Origin of the sequence: Candidatus Pantoea communis (assembly GCF_011752685.1) — a bacterium.
Taxonomy (GTDB): domain Bacteria; phylum Pseudomonadota; class Gammaproteobacteria; order Enterobacterales; family Enterobacteriaceae; genus Pantoea; species Pantoea communis.
This window is the reverse complement of sequence record NZ_VWXC01000027.1, coordinates 22,888-40,085: the sequence shown is the minus strand read 5'-3', so window position 1 is coordinate 40,085 and position 17,198 is coordinate 22,888. Positions and strand designations below refer to the sequence as shown.

Here is a 17,198-nt window from a genome sequence, read left to right as displayed (position 1 = left end):
TATCATACCGGAAAGCCACACAGTGATTGTGCGTTAACGCAATTATTTTTTGCTTAGCGCTGCCAGACGATTTTGCTGATTTTCCAGCTTTTCAAGGTGTCGTCAGCCGGCATCAATCCCTCTGGTCCATGCCCTTCGCCGCTGTAGACATAAGAGATGTGCTGACTGCCCGGAGCACGGCACTCAACATCGCGCGCATCTAATCCGGTAGTGAGTTTGCAGTTGTCGAAGGCTTTGCTGAATTTGGCGCTAAACAGATCGCCAATCTTGCTGCCGTCTGTACTCTTTGCATCGGCATCCATCACTTCAACGCGTTCAACGCTGCTCTGGCCGTTGATCACCAGTTTCACTTTGCCATCTTCCAGCGCCTGCCAGAAATCAACCACCTGGCCATTCTGCGTGCGCATGCCCTGACGCAGCTGATAATCATTGTTTAACGCTTTACCGATCGCCGCTTCTGACATCGGGGTGGTGCTGCTTAAGCCTGCCACACCTTGTTCGGTCACGGTTAACGAGCCGCCAAACCAGTTCATTGGATTGAGTGCCGACCAGTGATAACTCAGCGGATTATACCAATGGCTTTCGCTCGCGCTGGAGGCGGTAGAGGAACCTGAACTGGCGCAACCTGCCAGCATCATGGCGCTAACCAGCAGTGCGGGACGAACAACTTTCATGAATGCTCCTTGATCTCTTGTGCCGATTGGCGTGCCTGTTGGAGTCGCAAACCGGCAAAAAGTTTATTCGATGTGATGTTCCGGCAGAAAACAGTCGCGCAGGCGCTGATGGGTTTGCAGCCAAATCAACGCCAGCAGATCAAACAGCGTTAAAAGTAACGGCCGCGGAGAGTCCGGAAAAGCGCCCTGTATCAGCCCGTAGCCTTGTGACAACAGACTGATCAATAACGACACACTCAGCACCTGCCGCCAACTCTGCCACAGTCGCGGCCAGCGTTGGCGATAGCCGGTCAGCAGCAAACCCGCTGCCGCCGGAATGCCCAGCGCCAATCCAATCCAAAAGCTCTGACGATCGGGATAGAACAGCGCCAGCAGATCGTTACCCTGCTGACGGGACGCGCCCGCCATCACCAGTAACAGCCAGGTGCGCGCCTGCAATAACAGAATCGGCCAGAAAAGAAACGGCAGCCGTAGCTGCCCTTTTGCATCGTATTCGTCTGGCAAATATTTCAGCCCCATCATCGGCGGCTTAATATTCGCGGTCTTCGATTAAACGTTTACCCAGCAACACCGAATCCACAGGCTCGTAGTCGAGTTTCTCGTAGAAGGCGAGAACCTGATCGTTCTCTTCACGCACCATCAGATTGATCTTCGGACAGCCACGCGCAATTAACTTTTTCTCCAGACGATTCATCAGCGCATTAGCAAATCCGCGCCCCTGATAATCGGGATGCACCGCCAGATAGTAGACCGATCCGCGATGGCCATCGTAACCGCCCATCACCGTGCCGACCACTTCACCGCCGACTTCCGCCACCAGAAAAAGCTCCGGATCGTGGTTCATTTTACGTTCGATATCCAGTTCCGGATCGTTCCACGGACGTAACAGATCGCAACGCTCCCAGAGCGTGATCACTTCTTCAAAATCTTCCTGGCGGAATGAGCGGATTTCCATCGGCGTTACCCTGCTATTAAGCACAATTCGCTGATTATCACGCATTCTTTGCCAGGCGCAACCCTCCCGCCGCGCAACGGTGGAAAAAAACGGCTAAATTGCTGTTAGTAACGTGTAATACAAAGTAATGCGCTGAAATGGTTGTGAAGTCGCCGCAAGGCAGTTGTTACGATATAACACTGGGCAGGATTTTCTGTCAGGGGCCCCATTATGAGTAAAATTTCACTGCTGAAGCGGCTGACCAATCGCCGCCAGTTGATTCTCTCTGGCCTGGCGCTGGCGGTGCTGTCACCGCGCGCGGTGATGGCAAAAGAAGAGAGCGCCGATTTGCGCGTCAGCAAAGGTCACACCCCGCCGAAACCGGCGACTAACGGTAAACGCATCGTGATGATCGATCCGGGCCACGGCGGCATTGATTCGGGCGCGGTGGGCGAAGAAGGTTCAGAAGAGAAGCACATCGTGCTGGCAATCGCCAACACCGTGCGTACGCTTTTGCAAAATCACCCTAAAGTGGAAGTGCGACTGACGCGAGAAAGCGATCACTTTATTCCGCTCTATCAACGCGTGGAAATCGCGCATCAGCACGGCGCCAATCTTTTTATGTCGATCCATGCTGATGGCTATACCAGCCCGGATGCCAACGGCGCGTCGGTATTCGCCCTGTCGAATCGCGGCGCCAGTAGTGCCATGGCGCGCTATATGTCACAGCGTGAAAACGATGCCGATAAGGTCGGTGGCGCGGCAGTGCAGGAGAAAGATAACTACCTGAACCAGATTCTGTTCGATCTGGTGCAAACGGACACCATCCGCAATAGTCTCACGCTGGGCAAACACGTACTGGATCAAATTCGCACGGTGCATCATCTGCACAGCCAGCACACCGAGCAGGCCGCGTTTGCGGTGTTGAAGTCGCCCTCAATTCCGTCAGTGCTGATCGAAACTTCCTTTATTACCAACCCGCGTGAGGAGCAACTGCTGGGTACCACTGCCTTTCGCCAGAAGATCGCCAGCGCGATTGCCGATGGCATCGTCAATTACTTCAACGAGTACGATCGTCGCCAGGCGTAGCTTTTTCCTGTGGTAGAATCGCGGCAAATTTCCGGAACGAGTGACTCATGAGCAATCCCGATATTTCCCGCGTCAAAGCGTTTTTATTGACGCTACAGGATGAAATTTGCGCCCAGCTGGCCGCTGCCGATGGTACAGCGACCTTCGCCGAAGATGACTGGCAGCGCCCAGGCGGCGGCGGCGGACGCAGTCGCGTACTACGCAACGGCGCGGTGTTTGAGCAGGCAGGCGTGAATTTTTCCCACGTACACGGTGATCAGATGCCCGCCTCTGCCACCGCACATCGCCCTGAACTGGCCGGCCGCAGTTTTGAAGCGATGGGCGTGTCACTCGTGGTCCACCCGGAAAATCCGTACATCCCCACCAGTCACGCCAACGTGCGTTTCTTCATTGCTGAGAAGCCGGGTGCCGATCCCGTATGGTGGTTCGGCGGCGGTTTCGATCTCACGCCCTATTACGGTTTCGAAGAGGATGCGCTGCACTGGCATCAAACCGCGTTTGACCTGTGCCAGCCGTTTGGTGAAGACGTCTATCCGCGCTACAAAAAATGGTGTGACGACTATTTCCACCTCAAGCATCGTAATGAACAGCGCGGCATCGGCGGGCTGTTTTACGATGACCTGAATACGCCAGACTTTGATCACTGCTTCGATTTTATGCAGGCAGTGGGCAAGGGTTATCTGGATGCCTATTTACCGATTGTCGCGAAGCGCAAGGCGCTGCCATGGGGCGATCGCGAACGTCAGTTCCAGCTCTATCGTCGCGGGCGTTATGTCGAATTCAATCTGGTGTGGGATCGCGGCACGCTGTTCGGCCTGCAAACCGGCGGCCGCACCGAATCGATTTTGATGTCGATGCCGCCATTGGTGCGCTGGGAATATGATTATCAAACCGAAGCTGGCACGCCAGAAGCGGCACTCTACAGCGATTTCTTGCCGGTGAAGGATTGGCTGGGATTGGGTGAATAGTTCTTTTGCATAGCAGATGTTAAGGCTGGCAGGTGGATTTGATGGTATGCCTTCTGGGCTGCGGATAACGCTGTTTGGGATCGCTTGTTGGATATAAAGTTAGCGCTGTCTGGGGCCGCTTGGGGGCTGGCGGTCCCAGCCTGCTGTTAAACTTCATTACGTGCTGTTGAAAAGAGTACAACCTTTCCGGCATAGAGCCTCCCTTCAACAAAACTAACCGAAGCGCTCACGCATTTTGCCGAAAAGGGCACAAATGTTGATGGCCTTAGCCCCTCTGCTGCTGCAAGGGCTATCCGCAGCGCTGAGGCTTTTACGTTGGGCCAGGAGATCCACGCAGGGATGCGTGGATCAGTTCGGGGCCGACCAGGGATGGTCGATCCCCGAACGGTCCGTCGGCACGACGTGGAAGCCGAGGGCACCGCGTTAGCGGCGCGAGGACTGCCCGGCAGCAGCAGAGGGGCTAAGGCCCGCACCAACACCCTCCTGGCCTTTAGCCCTTAGCCACGTCATCACCTCACAACGGCTCGGTCTGCGCCTCCACTACCGCTAACGCCACCATATTCACAATGCGCCGAACCGATGCAATCCGCGTCAATACATGCACCGGCTTGCTGATCCCCATCAACACCGGCCCCACCGTCACGCCTTCCGAACACGACACACGTAACAGGTTATAACTAATACGCGCCGCTTCCACGTTCGGCATAATCAGCAAATTAGCCGTGCCTTTCAGCGGACTGTCGGGCATCAGTTCACGGCGGATACTCTCTACCAACGCCGCATCGCCGTGCATCTCACCGTCGATCTCCAGTTCCGGCGCACGGCTTTGAATCAGCGCCAACGCCTCGCGCATTTTACGCGCCCCCGGCGCATTAGACGTGCCAAAGCTGGAGTGCGACAGCAGCGCCACGCGCGGTTCAATACCAAAGCGACGCACCGTTTCGGCCGCCAGCAGCGTGATATCCGCCAGCTGTTCCGCGCTGGGATCTTCATTCACGTAAGTATCCGCAATAAAAGTATTCCCGCTCGGCAGCAGCAGCGCGTTCATTGCCCCAGCGACCTTCACGTCGTCGCGGAAACCAAACACCTTCTCCACCACATCGTAATGCTCGCGGTAATCGCCGATGGTGCCGCAAATTAACGCATCAGCCTCGCCACGATGCACCATGATCGCGCCGATCAAGGTTGGATTACCGATCACCGCGCGCTGAGCGGTTTCCGGCGTCACACCGCGCCGTTTCATGATCTGGTAATACTCGTTCCAGTATTCTTTAAAGCGCGGGTCGGACTCGTTGTTGACGATCTCAAAATCTTTACCCGCTTCAATTTTTAATCCTTGCTTCTGAATACGCATCGCAATTACGTTTGGGCGACCAATCAGAATCGGCTTCGCCAGCCCCAGTGATACCAGCTCCTGCGTCGCATGCAGCACGCGCACCTCCTCCCCTTCGGCCATCACCACGCGTTTCGGATCTTTGCGTGCCTGCGAGAAAATCGGCTTCATAAACAGGTTGGTTTTATACACAAATTCGGTGAGCTGCTCGCGATAGGCATCAAAGTCAGCGATGGGCCGCGTCGCCACGCCGGACTCCATCGCCGCTTTCGCCACAGCAGGCGCGATCTGCACAATCAAACGCGGATCGAACGGTTTCGGGATCAGATATTCCGGTCCAAAACTCAGATCCTGATCATCATAGGCGGAGGCCACCACATCGCTCTGCTCGGCCTGCGCTAAGGCCGCAATCGCATGCACCGCCGCCAGTTTCATCTCTTCGTTAATTGCCGTGGCACCCACATCCAGCGCCCCGCGGAAAATAAACGGGAAACACAGCACGTTGTTCACCTGATTGGGGAAATCTGAACGTCCGGTGCAGATAATCGCATCCGGCCGTACCTCTTTGGCCAGCGGCGGCATGATCTCCGGTTCGGGATTGGCGAGCGCCAGAATGAGTGGATTGGGTGCCATTTTCTTCACCATCTCTGGCGTCATCGCTTTCGGACCCGAGCAGCCGAGGAAGATGTCCGCACCGGCAATCACCTCATCCAGCGTACGCGCGCCTTTATCTTCTATGGCGTACTCGGCTTTGGTCGGCGTCATATTGGGTTCACGATCGCGGTAAATCACCCCTTTGGAATCACACACCACAATGTTGTGCTTCTGCATGCCGAGCGCCACCAGCAAATTCAGGCAGGCAATGGCTGATGCGCCCGCCCCAGACACCACCAGCCGCACATCTGAGATGGCCTTTTTCACGATGGTCAAACCATTGAGCACCGCCGCAGTACAGATAATTGCCGTCCCATGCTGATCATCGTGAAACACCGGAATCTTCATGCGCTCACGCAATTTCTGCTCAATGTAAAAGCACTCTGGCGCTTTGATATCTTCGAGGTTGATGCCGCCAAAGGTCGGCTCCAGCGCGGCGATCACCTCAATCAACTTATCCGGGTCCAGCTCATCCACTTCGATATCGAACACATCAATGCCGGCGAATTTCTTGAACAGTACCCCTTTGCCTTCCATCACCGGCTTACCGGCCAGCGCACCGATATTGCCGAGACCGAGCACTGCCGTGCCGTTCGAAATCACCGCCACCAGATTGCCGCGTGCGGTGTATTTGTGCGCCGCCAGCGGATCGGCAGCAATCTCGAGGCAAGGTGCCGCCACACCCGGCGAATAGGCCAGAGCTAAATCACGCTGCGTCGCCAGCGGTTTGGTGGGGGAAACCTGAATTTTTCCGGGAGTGGGATATTGGTGGAAATCGAGCGCACTTTGCTTGAGTTGATCGTCCATTTGGCATCCTTTGGCACGGCTGAAAAACCACCAGTATAGGAATCTGCGGCACAAAAGAGGGTGAAGGCGCTCAAAGAACGAGGGCACAGATTGCCACGGCTTCGCCTGCGGCTTTGGCGCAGCCTGCTATCCTTAATGGTGGCAAAACACGTAGCTGAACCGATCAGGCACCCCCTTCCGTGACAGATGCCCTTCAGCGCCACAATCAGAGAAAACGCATTTTCTTCGTGCAACGTCTGTAGCACTGTGTTGAGCCACGACTCAACAGGAAAGGGCACGACTCGTTTGCCCATATTATTGCTAATCAAGGAGTTAAGCGATGAACCAGCTAGATGCATTGAAACAGTTCACCACCGTGGTGGCGGACAGCGGCGACATCGAATCCATTCGCCATTACCACCCGGAAGACGCGACCACCAACCCTTCGTTGATCCTGAAAGCTGCCGGTCTCGATGCTTATAAACATCTGATTGATGACGCTATCGACTATGCGAAAAAACAGGGCGGCAGCAAAGAGACGCAAATCATCAACGCCAGTGACAAAGTGGCGATCAACCTCGGTATGGAAATTCTGAAAAGCGTACCGGGCCGTGTTTCGACCGAAGTAGATGCGCGCCTCTCCTTCGATCGTGGCATGTGTGTCACCAAAGCGGAGAAACTGGTACGGATGTATGAAGAGAACGGTATTGATCGTTCGCGCATCCTGATCAAACTGGCCTCAACCTGGGAAGGGATCAAAGCCGCTGAAGAACTGGAGAAAAACGGTATCCAGTGTAACCTGACGCTGCTGTTCTCCTTTGCGCAGGCGCGTGCCTGTGCTGAAGCGGGCGTGTTCCTGATCTCCCCGTTTGTCGGCCGTATCTATGACTGGTACAACTCACGCAAACCGCTCGACCCGTATGTGGTAGATGAAGACCCCGGCGTAAAATCCGTGCGTCGTATCTATGATTACTACAAAAAGCATCGTTACAGCACCGTCATCATGGGTGCCAGCTTCCGTAAGGTTGAGCAGATTCAGGCGCTGGCCGGTTGTGACCGTCTGACCATCTCCCCTAACCTGCTGGAAGAGCTGGCGAACAGCGATGCACCGCTGGAACGCAAGCTGGAGCCATCAACCGAAGGCTTCCACCAGCCTGCTCCGCTCTCTGAAGCCGAGTTCCGCTGGGAACATAACCAGGATCCGATGGCAGTGGAAAAACTGTCTGACGGCATCCGTCAATTCGCCATCGACCAGCAGAAGCTGGAAGATGTGCTGGCATCACGCCTGTAAATCACCACACTTCTCACGCCGGACGGGCGTCTGCCCGTCCGCTATTGCCCAATCACAAGGGAGTACCCTATGTCTTCACGCAGAGAGTTGGCTAACGCGATTCGTGCTTTGAGTATGGATGCGGTACAGAAAGCAAATTCCGGTCACCCCGGTATGCCGATGGGAATGGCTGATATCGCCGAAGTGCTATGGCGCGACGTTCTCAAACACAATCCCAACAATCCGGCGTGGGCTGACCGCGACCGCTTTATCCTCTCCAACGGCCACGGTTCGATGCTGCAATACAGCCTGCTGCACCTCACCGGTTACGATCTGCCGATGGAAGAGCTGAAAAACTTCCGCCAGTTGCATTCCAAAACCCCTGGCCATCCGGAAATTGGCTATACGCCAGGCGTGGAAACTACCACAGGTCCGTTGGGACAGGGTTTGGCCAATGCGGTGGGCATGGCCATTGCCGAGCGCACCCTGGCGGCGCAGTTTAACCGTCCCGGCCACGACATCGTCGATCACTACACCTATGTGTTTATGGGCGATGGCTGTTTGATGGAAGGTATTTCACATGAAGTCAGCTCGCTGGCCGGCACCCTCGGCCTCGGCAAACTGATTGGTTTCTACGATCATAACGGCATCTCGATTGATGGTGAAACCGAAGGCTGGTTCACCGATGACACGCACAAACGCTTCGAAGCCTACAACTGGCATGTCGTCGGCAGTGCAGCAGGCATTGATGGGCACGATCCGGAAGCTATCGCAGCCGCCATCAAAGAAGCGCAGAGTGTCACCGACAAGCCTTCGCTGATTATCTGCCGCACGGTCATTGGTTTTGGGTCGCCGAATAAAGCCGGTAAAGAAGAGTCACACGGCTCGGCACTGGGCGAGCAGGAAGTGGCCTTAACCCGTCAAAAACTCGGCTGGCACTATCCACCGTTTGAAATCCCGAAAGAAATTTATCAACAGTGGGATGCCAAAGAAGCCGGCAGTCAGCGAGAGAAAGCCTGGGATGAGAAGTTTGCTGCCTATAAAGCGGCGCATCCAGATCTCGCCGCTGAGTTTAGCCGCCGTCTGGACGGGGGAATGCCCGCGCAATGGAGTGAGGCGACTCAGGCATTTGTTGATGAGCTACAGGCCAATCCGCAAAAAATCGCCAGCCGTAAAGCGTCGCAAAACACACTGGAAGTGTACGGCAAGCTGCTGCCAGAGTTGTTGGGTGGCTCTGCTGACCTTGCGCCGAGTAATCTCACCATCTGGTCAGGTTCGAAATCGATCAAAGAAGACATCGCCGGTAACTACATTCACTACGGCGTGCGCGAATTTGGTATGACGGCGATCGGCAACGGTATTGCCCAACACGGCGGCTTCATTCCATACACCGCCACCTTCCTGATGTTTGTTGAGTACGCGCGTAACGCGGTGCGCATGGCGGCGTTGATGAAGGCGCGCCAGGTGCTGGTGTATACCCATGACTCGATTGGTCTGGGCGAAGATGGCCCAACGCACCAGCCTGTGGAACAGCTCGCCAGCCTGCGCGTAACGCCGAATATGAGCGTCTGGCGTCCGTGCGATCAGGTGGAAACCGCTGTAGCGTGGAAAGCCGCCGTTGAGCGCCACCATGGCCCGACCGCGCTGATTCTGTCGCGTCAAAATCTGCTGCAGCCAGAGCGCAGCAAAGCACAGGTGGCCGATATCGCCAAAGGTGGCTATGTGTTGCAGGATTGCGCGGGCACACCAGAAGCGATCATCATCGCCACCGGATCTGAGATTGAAATCGCGCTGGGCGCGGCGGATAAACTCGGGGCCAGCGGCCACAAGGTGCGCGTGGTGTCTCTGCCCTGCACCGACGTGTTCGACAAGCAGGATGCAGCCTACCGCGAATCGGTGCTGCCATCCGGCGTAAAAGCGCGCGTGGCGGTAGAAGCAGGTATCGCCGATTACTGGTTCAAGTATGTCGGCCTGGATGGCGCGATTGTCGGCATGACCACCTTCGGTGAGTCTGCACCGGCAGGCAAGCTGTTCCCGGAATTTGGCTTTACGGTGGAAAATATCGTGAGCCATACCGAAGCATTACTCAAGCCGCACTAATCGATCCGGCCCTGCGTCTTTTGACGTAAGGGCCGTTTTTTGATCACAGCCTGATACAGAAAAAAATCCTCCCTTCCCTCTTCACGCCTCGCACAAACTGATTACTATAAGCTTTCCTCCGAATCCTGTTGCGGACGCTTTCCCGTTGAAAAAACGTACTCCTTTTTTACTGGCCTTAATGGTTTCAGTGCTTCCATTAAAAAGCATGGCGCAGACGGTAGCCGATCCGCTGCTGGCCTCGCAGATCGTTGATCGTTATGCCGAGCATATCTTCTATGGCAGCGGCGCAACCGGCATGGCGCTGGTGGCGATTGATGGCAATCAGCGCGTATTTGCCAGCTTTGGCGATACCAGCCCTGGCAATAACGTGCGCCCTCAGCTCGACTCCGTGATTCGCATCGCCTCGCTGAGTAAGTTGATGACCAGCGAAGTGATGGTGAAAATGGCGGAACGCGGACAGATTCGCCTTGATGACCCGTTGAGCAAGTATGCTCCGGCTGGCGCACGCGTCCCGAATTACAACGGTCAGCCGATTCGCCTGATCAACCTCGCCACCCATACCGGCAGCCTGCCGCGTGAGCAGCCGGGCGGCAAACCGCATCGTCCCGTGTTTGTCTGGCCAACCAAAGCCGATCGCTGGCAGTGGCTGCAGGGTGCACAACTGAAAGCCACGCCAGGAACACAAGCCTCCTATTCCAACCTCGGCTTTGACCTGCTGAGTGATGCGCTGTCGAAAGCGGCAGGTACGCCTTATCCCGCCCTGCTGCAACAGCTGGTGACGCGTCCGCTGGGAATGAAAGACACCACCTTTACGCCATCCCCCGATCAGTGCCAGCGCCTGATGATCCCTGAGAAAGGGGCCAGCCCGTGCAATAACACCCTGGCGGCAATTGGCAGCGGTGGCGTGTATTCAACGCCGGATGATATGGGCCGCTGGATGCAGCAATTCCTCAACTCGGCGGTTAATCACCGCACGCCGCAGATTGATCGTCTGCAAACGCTGATCTATCGCCGTGACCAGTTGACCAAAGTGGAAGGTATGGATGTGCCTGGCCGTGCCGATGCCTTAGGCATGGGCTGGGTGTATATGGGGCCAAAAGAGGGACGTCCAGGGATTATCGAAAAAACCGGCGGCGGCGGCGGCTTTATTACTTACATGGCGATGGTGCCACAGAATAACGTCGGAGTATTTGTGGTGGTGACGCGTTCACCGCTGTCACGCTTCACACCGATGAGCGATGGCGTGAATAATCTGTTGGCGGAGTTGGTGGGCAATCAAAATGGCTCACCGATGATGATCAATGCCATACCTTCCCCCTAGATAATTCGTGACGCAGAAAGACGGCAATTGAATGAATCCCCAGGAGCTTACATCAGTAAGTGACTGGGGTGAATGAAAACAGCCAACGCATCTGCAGTGCGAATTATGACGGGGGCTGGCTGACCCACAGGGTGGGCCATTTATCACTGCTATGCCATGCGTCACAGGTTTTCTCTTCAGCATACTCTGCCAGCACAAAGTCATTTCCGTTGTACTGCCAACGCGTGGCGACACCACAATCTCCCAGACCGCGGCCTTTACTGAAGGTGTAAAGCAAACCGCTGCTGGCATCGAATTCAGCGTTCACCAACTCCATCTGATTGTCACTGCGTCCGGGTGGCGTGAATGGCAAGGTCAACGTCAGCCCGCGAGCAACGTAAGGCTGGCTACGCGTCACCTCAAAGGCCAAATCAATCACGTTATAGGCACCGGCTTCACAACTGATCAAAAGCAGCGCTTTGGTGTCGGTGAGCGGCGCTACACTCACTTCTCGTCTCAGCGGATCGAGCGAACAGTTGTCGGTATTAACCCGCCAGGTACCGTAATCAATTAACCCGCTGGTTTCTTCCTGAGTTAACGGCGCTGGCTGCGGTAAGCGAGCGGGCAGTTGCGGTACCTGCGGCACAGGGGGAACGTCCGATGGCGCGCGATCGCCCCGCTTCACCCAGGCGCTGGCGCCATTTACCCGCCCCTGAACGTCATCCATCAACAATAGCGCGGCTTTCATGCCGCTGAGTGGGATAGTGGCTTTCGCCTGATAGGTCAGTTGCATAGTATGGGCATCCAGCGTTTGCGCCAGAAATTCGTCGATGGCGATGGCATTACTGGTGGCGAGATGGTGTGGCTCCACGCTCCAGTGTTTGAGGTCTGGCGTCAGGCGACGTTGATCCAGCAGCAAATTTTCCTTCAGCGGTCCGCCGGGCAGCTCTCCGCTGTACGCGCTGCCGTAATCAATACGCAGCAGCGGGCGATCGTTAACGCCAGCGCCACGTGATAGGGTCATCACTAATCCGTTGTCCCCCGGAAAGCTGCGTGCCACGCAAAAAGCCGCGTTGTTACAGGTGAGCTGCCAGTCAGAAAATGACTTTTGCAATGGCTCAGCCTGAACGCACGCGACAAACACAAAGGGCAATAAAAGCAGCGACTTCATCCAATAAGACATCAAAAAAAAAGGTCCCCAAATTCCCTGAAAAGAAATCATAGCGTAACGACAACGTGGTCAGCAGGCCGAAACTGTGAGCTGGCCCTAAAAGTGGTACTAACTGCTGAAAAAGCCGTCGCCTGAGGGCGATCTGAGGCTGGAGAAGCAAGAATTCCATCATCCGTTTCGACTGATTTCCGCTCAATCGGATTCGTCGGACTATGGAGTCATGTTTGTCTGAAAGCGTGTATCTGGGTAATACCTCCGTCCGCTCGACGTCATGCCGTCATGCCGTCAAAGACGGGTTTGGCTAAAAACAATTTTGCGCACATCACAAATCGGTCAAATACACACAAACGGTCATACTCGGTCATGATAAGGTGTTTTCATACGGTAATAATTGTTTGCTACCGATCCCCCGATTTAGCGCTAACACGCGTGTTTATGTGAATCAGATCTCTATTACATGAAAAATAGACATCTCATTTACATAAAAATTTAACCCATATCACTCTAACGTCGCCGGGCATTTTGACCACTGCGGACTCGTGCGCAGTCCACATTTTCCCGCTGCGGTATCCAGTACTTTATAGCCATCGGAGGGAAGTCATGTTGCCGATTGAAAGACAGCAGCGAATTATTGACGAACTAAATTTAAATGGTCGGGTTATTGTCGCTGAATTAGTCACGTTGTGTCAGGTTTCGCAAGAAACTATTCGTCGTGATTTAACTCAGCTGGAGAAACGTGGGCTGTTGCAACGTAGCCACGGCGGTGCAGTACCAGCAAAACGACAAGCCGCTAACATTCAGGGGAATACGAGGGGTGTTAACGAGTATGAATTATCTTTCCGCCAGCGCATGAATGAACATGTAGATGCAAAGATGGCAATAGCCAAACGTGCACTCGATTTCATCAGCCCCGGCGATTGTATATTACTCGACAGTAGCACCACTTGCTGGTATTTGGCGCGACAGCTACCGGATATTGAATTAACGGTATTAACCAACTCTATCAGAATAGTGCAAACCCTTGCGGCGCGCGGCAGTATCCGCACCATCTGTCTGGGGGGAGAATATTCTGACCGTTATGAAGATTTCCACGGTGTTGTCGCTGAGCAGCCTTTACGGGAATTTCAGATCAATAAGATCTTTTTTTCCTGTAGCAGTTTAGGCAATGACGGTTATTTACGTGAAGGTAACGAAAACAACGCACATTTAAAACAACAGATGTTACTGGCAGCAGAAAGAAAACATCTGCTGCTGGATGCCAGTAAATTCCTGCGGCCCTCATTCGCGCGTATTTGTCATTATCGCGATGTGGACTTTCTCATCACTGACCAATTAAAAGACAAAGAGCTGGAACAAGAATTAGCCTGGAACGGCGTCAATATTATTGATTGCTCACAGCGCAACAATTCAATGCAGCTTATAAAAAATTAATCCGGAGTCTTTATGAAAAAACATCTTATCGCCTGTTCTCTGCTTGCTCTGTTTGCCGCTACCGGCGCGCAAGCTGCTGACAAATTACGCATGGGCATCGTGGTGAAAATTGGCGGTATTCCATGGTTCAACGCCATGGAAGCGGGCATCAAGAGTGAAGCGGCGAAACGCGGCATTGATGCATGGATGGTAGGCCCAACCGCCGCCGACCCTGCCCTGCAGGTGCGTGCGATTGAAGATTTGATTGCGCAGAAAGTCGACATCATCGGCGTAGTGCCGAATGACCCGAAAGTGCTGGAACCGGTACTGAAACGTGCACGTGAAGCCGGCATTCAGGTGATCACCCACGAATCACCGGATCAGAAAGGCGCGAACTGGGACTTCGAACTGGTGGATGCCCCGACACACGGCATCAACCACATGAAAGCGCTGGCGAAATGCATGCATGAAGAGGGCAAATACGCCATGTACGTCGGCAGCCTGACTGTGCCATTGCACCAACAGTGGACCGATGCCGCGCTGAACTACCAGAAAGAGCACTATCCAAAAATGCAGATGGTGACCGACAAGTTCGGCGTCGGCGAATCACTGGATGACTCCATCCGTACCACTAACGAACTGATGTCCAAATACCCGGATCTGAAAGGCATTATGGCGTTCGGCTCACAGGGCCCAATCGGTGCCGGTCGTGCCGTGATGAACCGCAACAAGATTGATCAGGTGTGCGTCATTGGCGCCTTCAGCCCAGGCCAGGGTGCTTCACTGGTGCAGCGTGGCGCGATCAAAGGCGGCTACATCTGGAACCCGCAAACCGCTGGCGAAGTGTTCGTACGTATCGCCGACATGATGCAGAAGAAAGAGCCGATCACCGACGGTATGACCATCGACGGTCTGGGCAAAGTGAAAGTTGACGAGGCGACCCACACCATCCTCGGTAACAACACCGAAAGCCTGGATAAAGAAAACCTGCCAAAACTGGTGAAAATGGGGCTGTAATGATGAAAGAGGTGATCCCACAGACGTTAATTGCGCTCGACAACCTGTCGAAAACTTTTGGTGGCAACCGCGCACTGAGCGATATCTCGCTGAGCTTACTGGCGGGCGAAGTGCACTGCCTGGCTGGCACCAACGGCTGTGGCAAGAGCACCTTAATCAAAGTCATTTCCGGGGTACACGCCCCGGACAGTGGCAGCCGCATTACCCTGGGTGATGGCCCGACCTTCCCGCGTCTGACCACCCGTCAGGCGCGTGATTTCGGTATCCAGGTGATTTATCAGGATCTGTCGTTGTTCCCGAATTTGAGCGTGGCCGAGAACATCGCCTTTGAGCACAACCTTAATGGCCTGCTCGGCTGGCACCGCAAGGCGAAGCTGCGTGAAACGGCAACCCGTATTATTGAAGAACTGAAATTCGATCTCGATTTGGATGAGAAAGTCTCGGCGCTGTCGATTGCTGCACGTCAGCAGGTGGCGATTTGCCGTGCACTGGTCGCCGATGCGCGCCTGGTGATCATGGACGAACCGACGGCTTCTCTGACCCGCACCGAAGTAAACCAACTGCTGCGCACTGTGCGCTACCTGAAAGACAAAAACATCTGCGTGGTGTTCGTCAGCCACCGTCTGGATGAAGTATTAGAGATTTCGGATCGCGTGACCGTGATCCGTGACGGACGCAAGATGGGCTGCTGGCCCGCTAAAGAGATGACGCCACATCATCTGACTGAACTGATGACCGGGCTGAAACTCGATTATCAACTGAAAGCGCCAACGCGTAATGCTGATCGCGCCATTCTCGAAGTCGAGAACCTAACACGCGCCGGTCAATACCATGACGTCAATTTCAAGCTGTATCAGGGCGAAGTACTCGGTCTGTGCGGCCTGCTCGGCTCCGGTCGTACCGAACTGGCGCTGTCGCTGTTTGGCATGACCAAACCCGATAGCGGCAAAATCTGGCTCGACAGCAAACCGGTGCGTTTCCGCGGCCATGAAGATGCTATCAAAGCCGGCATCGGTTATGTCTCTGAAGACCGCTTAACCCTCGGTCTGGTGCAGCAGCAATCGGTGGCCGACAACATGGTGCTGCCGATCCTCGACAAACTACAAAACCGTTTTCACATCATCGACGAATACCGCAAGAACAAGCTGATCCTGCAATGGATTCAACAGCTCGGTGTGCGCGTGGCCGATCCCAATCTGGCGATATCTACCCTCTCCGGGGGTAACCAGCAAAAGATCGTACTCGCGAAATGGGTGCTGACCCAGCCGCGCATTTTGATTCTGGACTCGCCGACCGTGGGGGTGGATGTCGGCGCTAAAGCCAGCATCTATCAGTTGATCCACGAGCTGGCGAAAGAGGGTCTGTCGATCATTCTGATTTCCGATGAAGTGCCAGAGGTTTGGTACAACTGCGACCGCATTCTGCACTTCCGTGATGGCACCGTTCATGCCGAATACCAACCCGATACCGTTGAGCAAGAACAGCTGGCGGAGGTGATCAATGCCTGATTTTTCTCGTTTACGCCCGCACTCCAGTCAAGGCTGGCTGGCGTGGGTGCTGCTGGCTTTCATCCTGTTTTTCTCGGTGGCCAGCGACCAGTTCCTCTCCGTGCAAAACCTGCTGGACCTGGCCGAAAGTTACGCGGTGACCGGTATTTTTGCCCTCGGCCTGTTTGTGGTGCTGGTGACCGGCGGGATTGATATCTCCTTCGCTGCGGTGGCGTCGGTGGTGCAATACCTGATTGCTTCGCTGTTTGTGCAGTTCCAGTTTGATAATGCGGCGCTGAGCATCCTGCTGGCGATTGTCTGCGGCACCACCTTTGGCGTGATTAACGCCCTGCTGATTACCTCGCTGCGCGTGGTGTCGATCATCATCACCATCAGTATGCAGTCGCTGCTGTTTGGTCTGCTGATGTGGGTGACCGGCGGTAAAAGCCTTTATTCCCTGCCGGACTGGTGGATCACGCTGCGCAGCGTGCTGCCCTTCACCTGGCAAGGCAACAGTTTCCAGATTGGTTTGCCGCTGATCACCATGCTGGTGATTGCCGGATTGACCGCGCTGCTGCTCAACAAAACCAACCTCGGCCGCCAGCTGTATGCGGTGGGCGGCGATGCGGAATCCGCACGTCGTATCGGGATTCGTGTCGGTCTGATTCATGTCTTCGCTTACGGCTGGCTCGGTGCGATGGCGGCGATTGGCGGCCTGGTGCAGGTGTATCGCATGGGTGAAGTGGTGCCGAATGCGTTAGTCGGTGGCGAGCTGGATGTACTGGCGGCCACGGTACTCGGCGGTGCCAGCCTGATGGGCGGTAAAGGCACGGTGAGCGGCACACTGATGGGCGTGTTCCTGATCGCCATCCTGAAGAACGGCCTCAACCTGATTGGCGTCTCCAACTACTTCATGAACATCGTGGTAGGCGGCGTGATCATGGTGGCGATTGCCGTCACTCACTACAAAAAACGTAAAGAAACTGACGTCAGTTTCGTCTGACA

The 17,198-nt window shown here is 54.9% G+C and carries 14 protein-coding genes; 9 read left to right on the top strand and 5 right to left on the bottom strand.

Translation table 11 applies throughout. The features are described from left to right. Positions 1 to 53: 53 nt before the first annotated feature. The 3 genes from F3J37_RS24870 to F3J37_RS24860 all read right to left on the bottom strand — a co-directional run bounded on the left by F3J37_RS24870 (position 54) and on the right by F3J37_RS24860 (position 1,629). Positions 54 to 674, bottom strand: a complete 621-nt coding sequence (locus F3J37_RS24870) for an RpoE-regulated lipoprotein (RefSeq protein WP_166936386.1) — start codon at positions 672 to 674, stop codon at positions 54 to 56. 63 nt (positions 675 to 737) lie between these two features. Continuing rightward, complete coding sequence (locus F3J37_RS24865; protein ID WP_166936384.1) at positions 738 to 1,196, bottom strand: DUF2919 domain-containing protein; 459 nt, start codon at positions 1,194 to 1,196, stop codon at positions 738 to 740. 7 nt (positions 1,197 to 1,203) lie between these two features. Next, positions 1,204 to 1,629 (bottom strand): GNAT family acetyltransferase, encoded by a 426-nt coding sequence (locus F3J37_RS24860; protein WP_034825851.1) that lies wholly within the window; start codon positions 1,627 to 1,629, stop codon positions 1,204 to 1,206. Positions 1,630 to 1,839: 210 nt separating this feature from the next. On the opposite strand from F3J37_RS24860, the gene amiA reads away from it, so the two are divergent. Then, the gene (amiA, locus tag F3J37_RS24855) at positions 1,840 to 2,697 is read left to right on the top strand and encodes an N-acetylmuramoyl-L-alanine amidase AmiA (protein ID WP_166936382.1); all 858 of its coding nucleotides are present in this window, start codon (positions 1,840 to 1,842) and stop codon (positions 2,695 to 2,697) included. Positions 2,698 to 2,744: 47 nt separating this feature from the next. Then, entirely contained in the window at positions 2,745 to 3,665 is a 921-nt protein-coding gene (gene hemF / locus F3J37_RS24850; RefSeq protein WP_097118566.1) for an oxygen-dependent coproporphyrinogen oxidase, read from the top strand. 514 nt (positions 3,666 to 4,179) lie between these two features. Here the strand turns inward: hemF and maeB are convergent. Continuing rightward, positions 4,180 to 6,459, bottom strand: coding sequence for an NADP-dependent oxaloacetate-decarboxylating malate dehydrogenase (maeB, locus tag F3J37_RS24845; protein WP_034825845.1), 2,280 nt, complete (start codon positions 6,457 to 6,459; stop codon positions 4,180 to 4,182). A 319-nt stretch (positions 6,460 to 6,778) separates the two neighbouring features. On the opposite strand from maeB, the gene tal reads away from it, so the two are divergent. The 3 genes from tal to ampH all read left to right on the top strand — a co-directional run bounded on the left by tal (position 6,779) and on the right by ampH (position 11,129). Beyond that, positions 6,779 to 7,729 carry a transaldolase gene (tal, locus tag F3J37_RS24840; protein WP_045814871.1) on the top strand — a complete coding sequence of 317 codons (951 nt, stop codon included), beginning with the start codon at positions 6,779 to 6,781 and terminating at the stop codon, positions 7,727 to 7,729. Between the two features lie 69 nt (positions 7,730 to 7,798). Continuing rightward, positions 7,799 to 9,808, top strand: coding sequence for a transketolase (gene tkt, locus F3J37_RS24835; RefSeq protein ID WP_166936380.1), 2,010 nt, complete (start codon positions 7,799 to 7,801; stop codon positions 9,806 to 9,808). A gap of 145 nt (positions 9,809 to 9,953) precedes the next feature. Then, positions 9,954 to 11,129, top strand: coding sequence for a D-alanyl-D-alanine-carboxypeptidase/endopeptidase AmpH (gene ampH, locus F3J37_RS24830; RefSeq protein ID WP_166936379.1), 1,176 nt, complete (start codon positions 9,954 to 9,956; stop codon positions 11,127 to 11,129). A 103-nt stretch (positions 11,130 to 11,232) separates the two neighbouring features. Here the strand turns inward: ampH and F3J37_RS24825 are convergent, their stop codons facing one another. Continuing rightward, a complete protein-coding gene (locus F3J37_RS24825) occupies positions 11,233 to 12,291 on the bottom strand; it encodes a DUF1176 domain-containing protein (RefSeq protein WP_166936377.1) in 1,059 nt (352 codons plus the stop codon). A gap of 588 nt (positions 12,292 to 12,879) precedes the next feature. On the opposite strand from F3J37_RS24825, the gene F3J37_RS24820 reads away from it, so the two are divergent. Genes F3J37_RS24820 through F3J37_RS24805 form a run of 4 tightly spaced genes read left to right on the top strand, consistent with a single transcriptional unit; the run spans position 12,880 to position 17,196 of the window. Beyond that, positions 12,880 to 13,710 (top strand): DeoR/GlpR family DNA-binding transcription regulator, encoded by an 831-nt coding sequence (locus F3J37_RS24820; protein WP_034825836.1) that lies wholly within the window; start codon positions 12,880 to 12,882, stop codon positions 13,708 to 13,710. Positions 13,711 to 13,722: 12 nt separating this feature from the next. After that, positions 13,723 to 14,706, top strand: a complete 984-nt coding sequence (locus F3J37_RS24815; protein ID WP_166936374.1) for a substrate-binding domain-containing protein — start codon at positions 13,723 to 13,725, stop codon at positions 14,704 to 14,706. Positions 14,707 to 14,708: 2 nt separating this feature from the next. Continuing rightward, positions 14,709 to 16,214 (top strand): sugar ABC transporter ATP-binding protein, encoded by a 1,506-nt coding sequence (locus F3J37_RS24810; protein ID WP_034825973.1) that lies wholly within the window; start codon positions 14,709 to 14,711, stop codon positions 16,212 to 16,214. After that, positions 16,207 to 17,196, top strand: a complete 990-nt coding sequence (locus tag F3J37_RS24805; protein ID WP_034825832.1) for an ABC transporter permease — start codon at positions 16,207 to 16,209, stop codon at positions 17,194 to 17,196. Before F3J37_RS24810 ends, F3J37_RS24805 begins: the two co-directional genes overlap by 8 nt. The last annotated feature ends 2 nt before the right edge of the window (positions 17,197 to 17,198 follow it).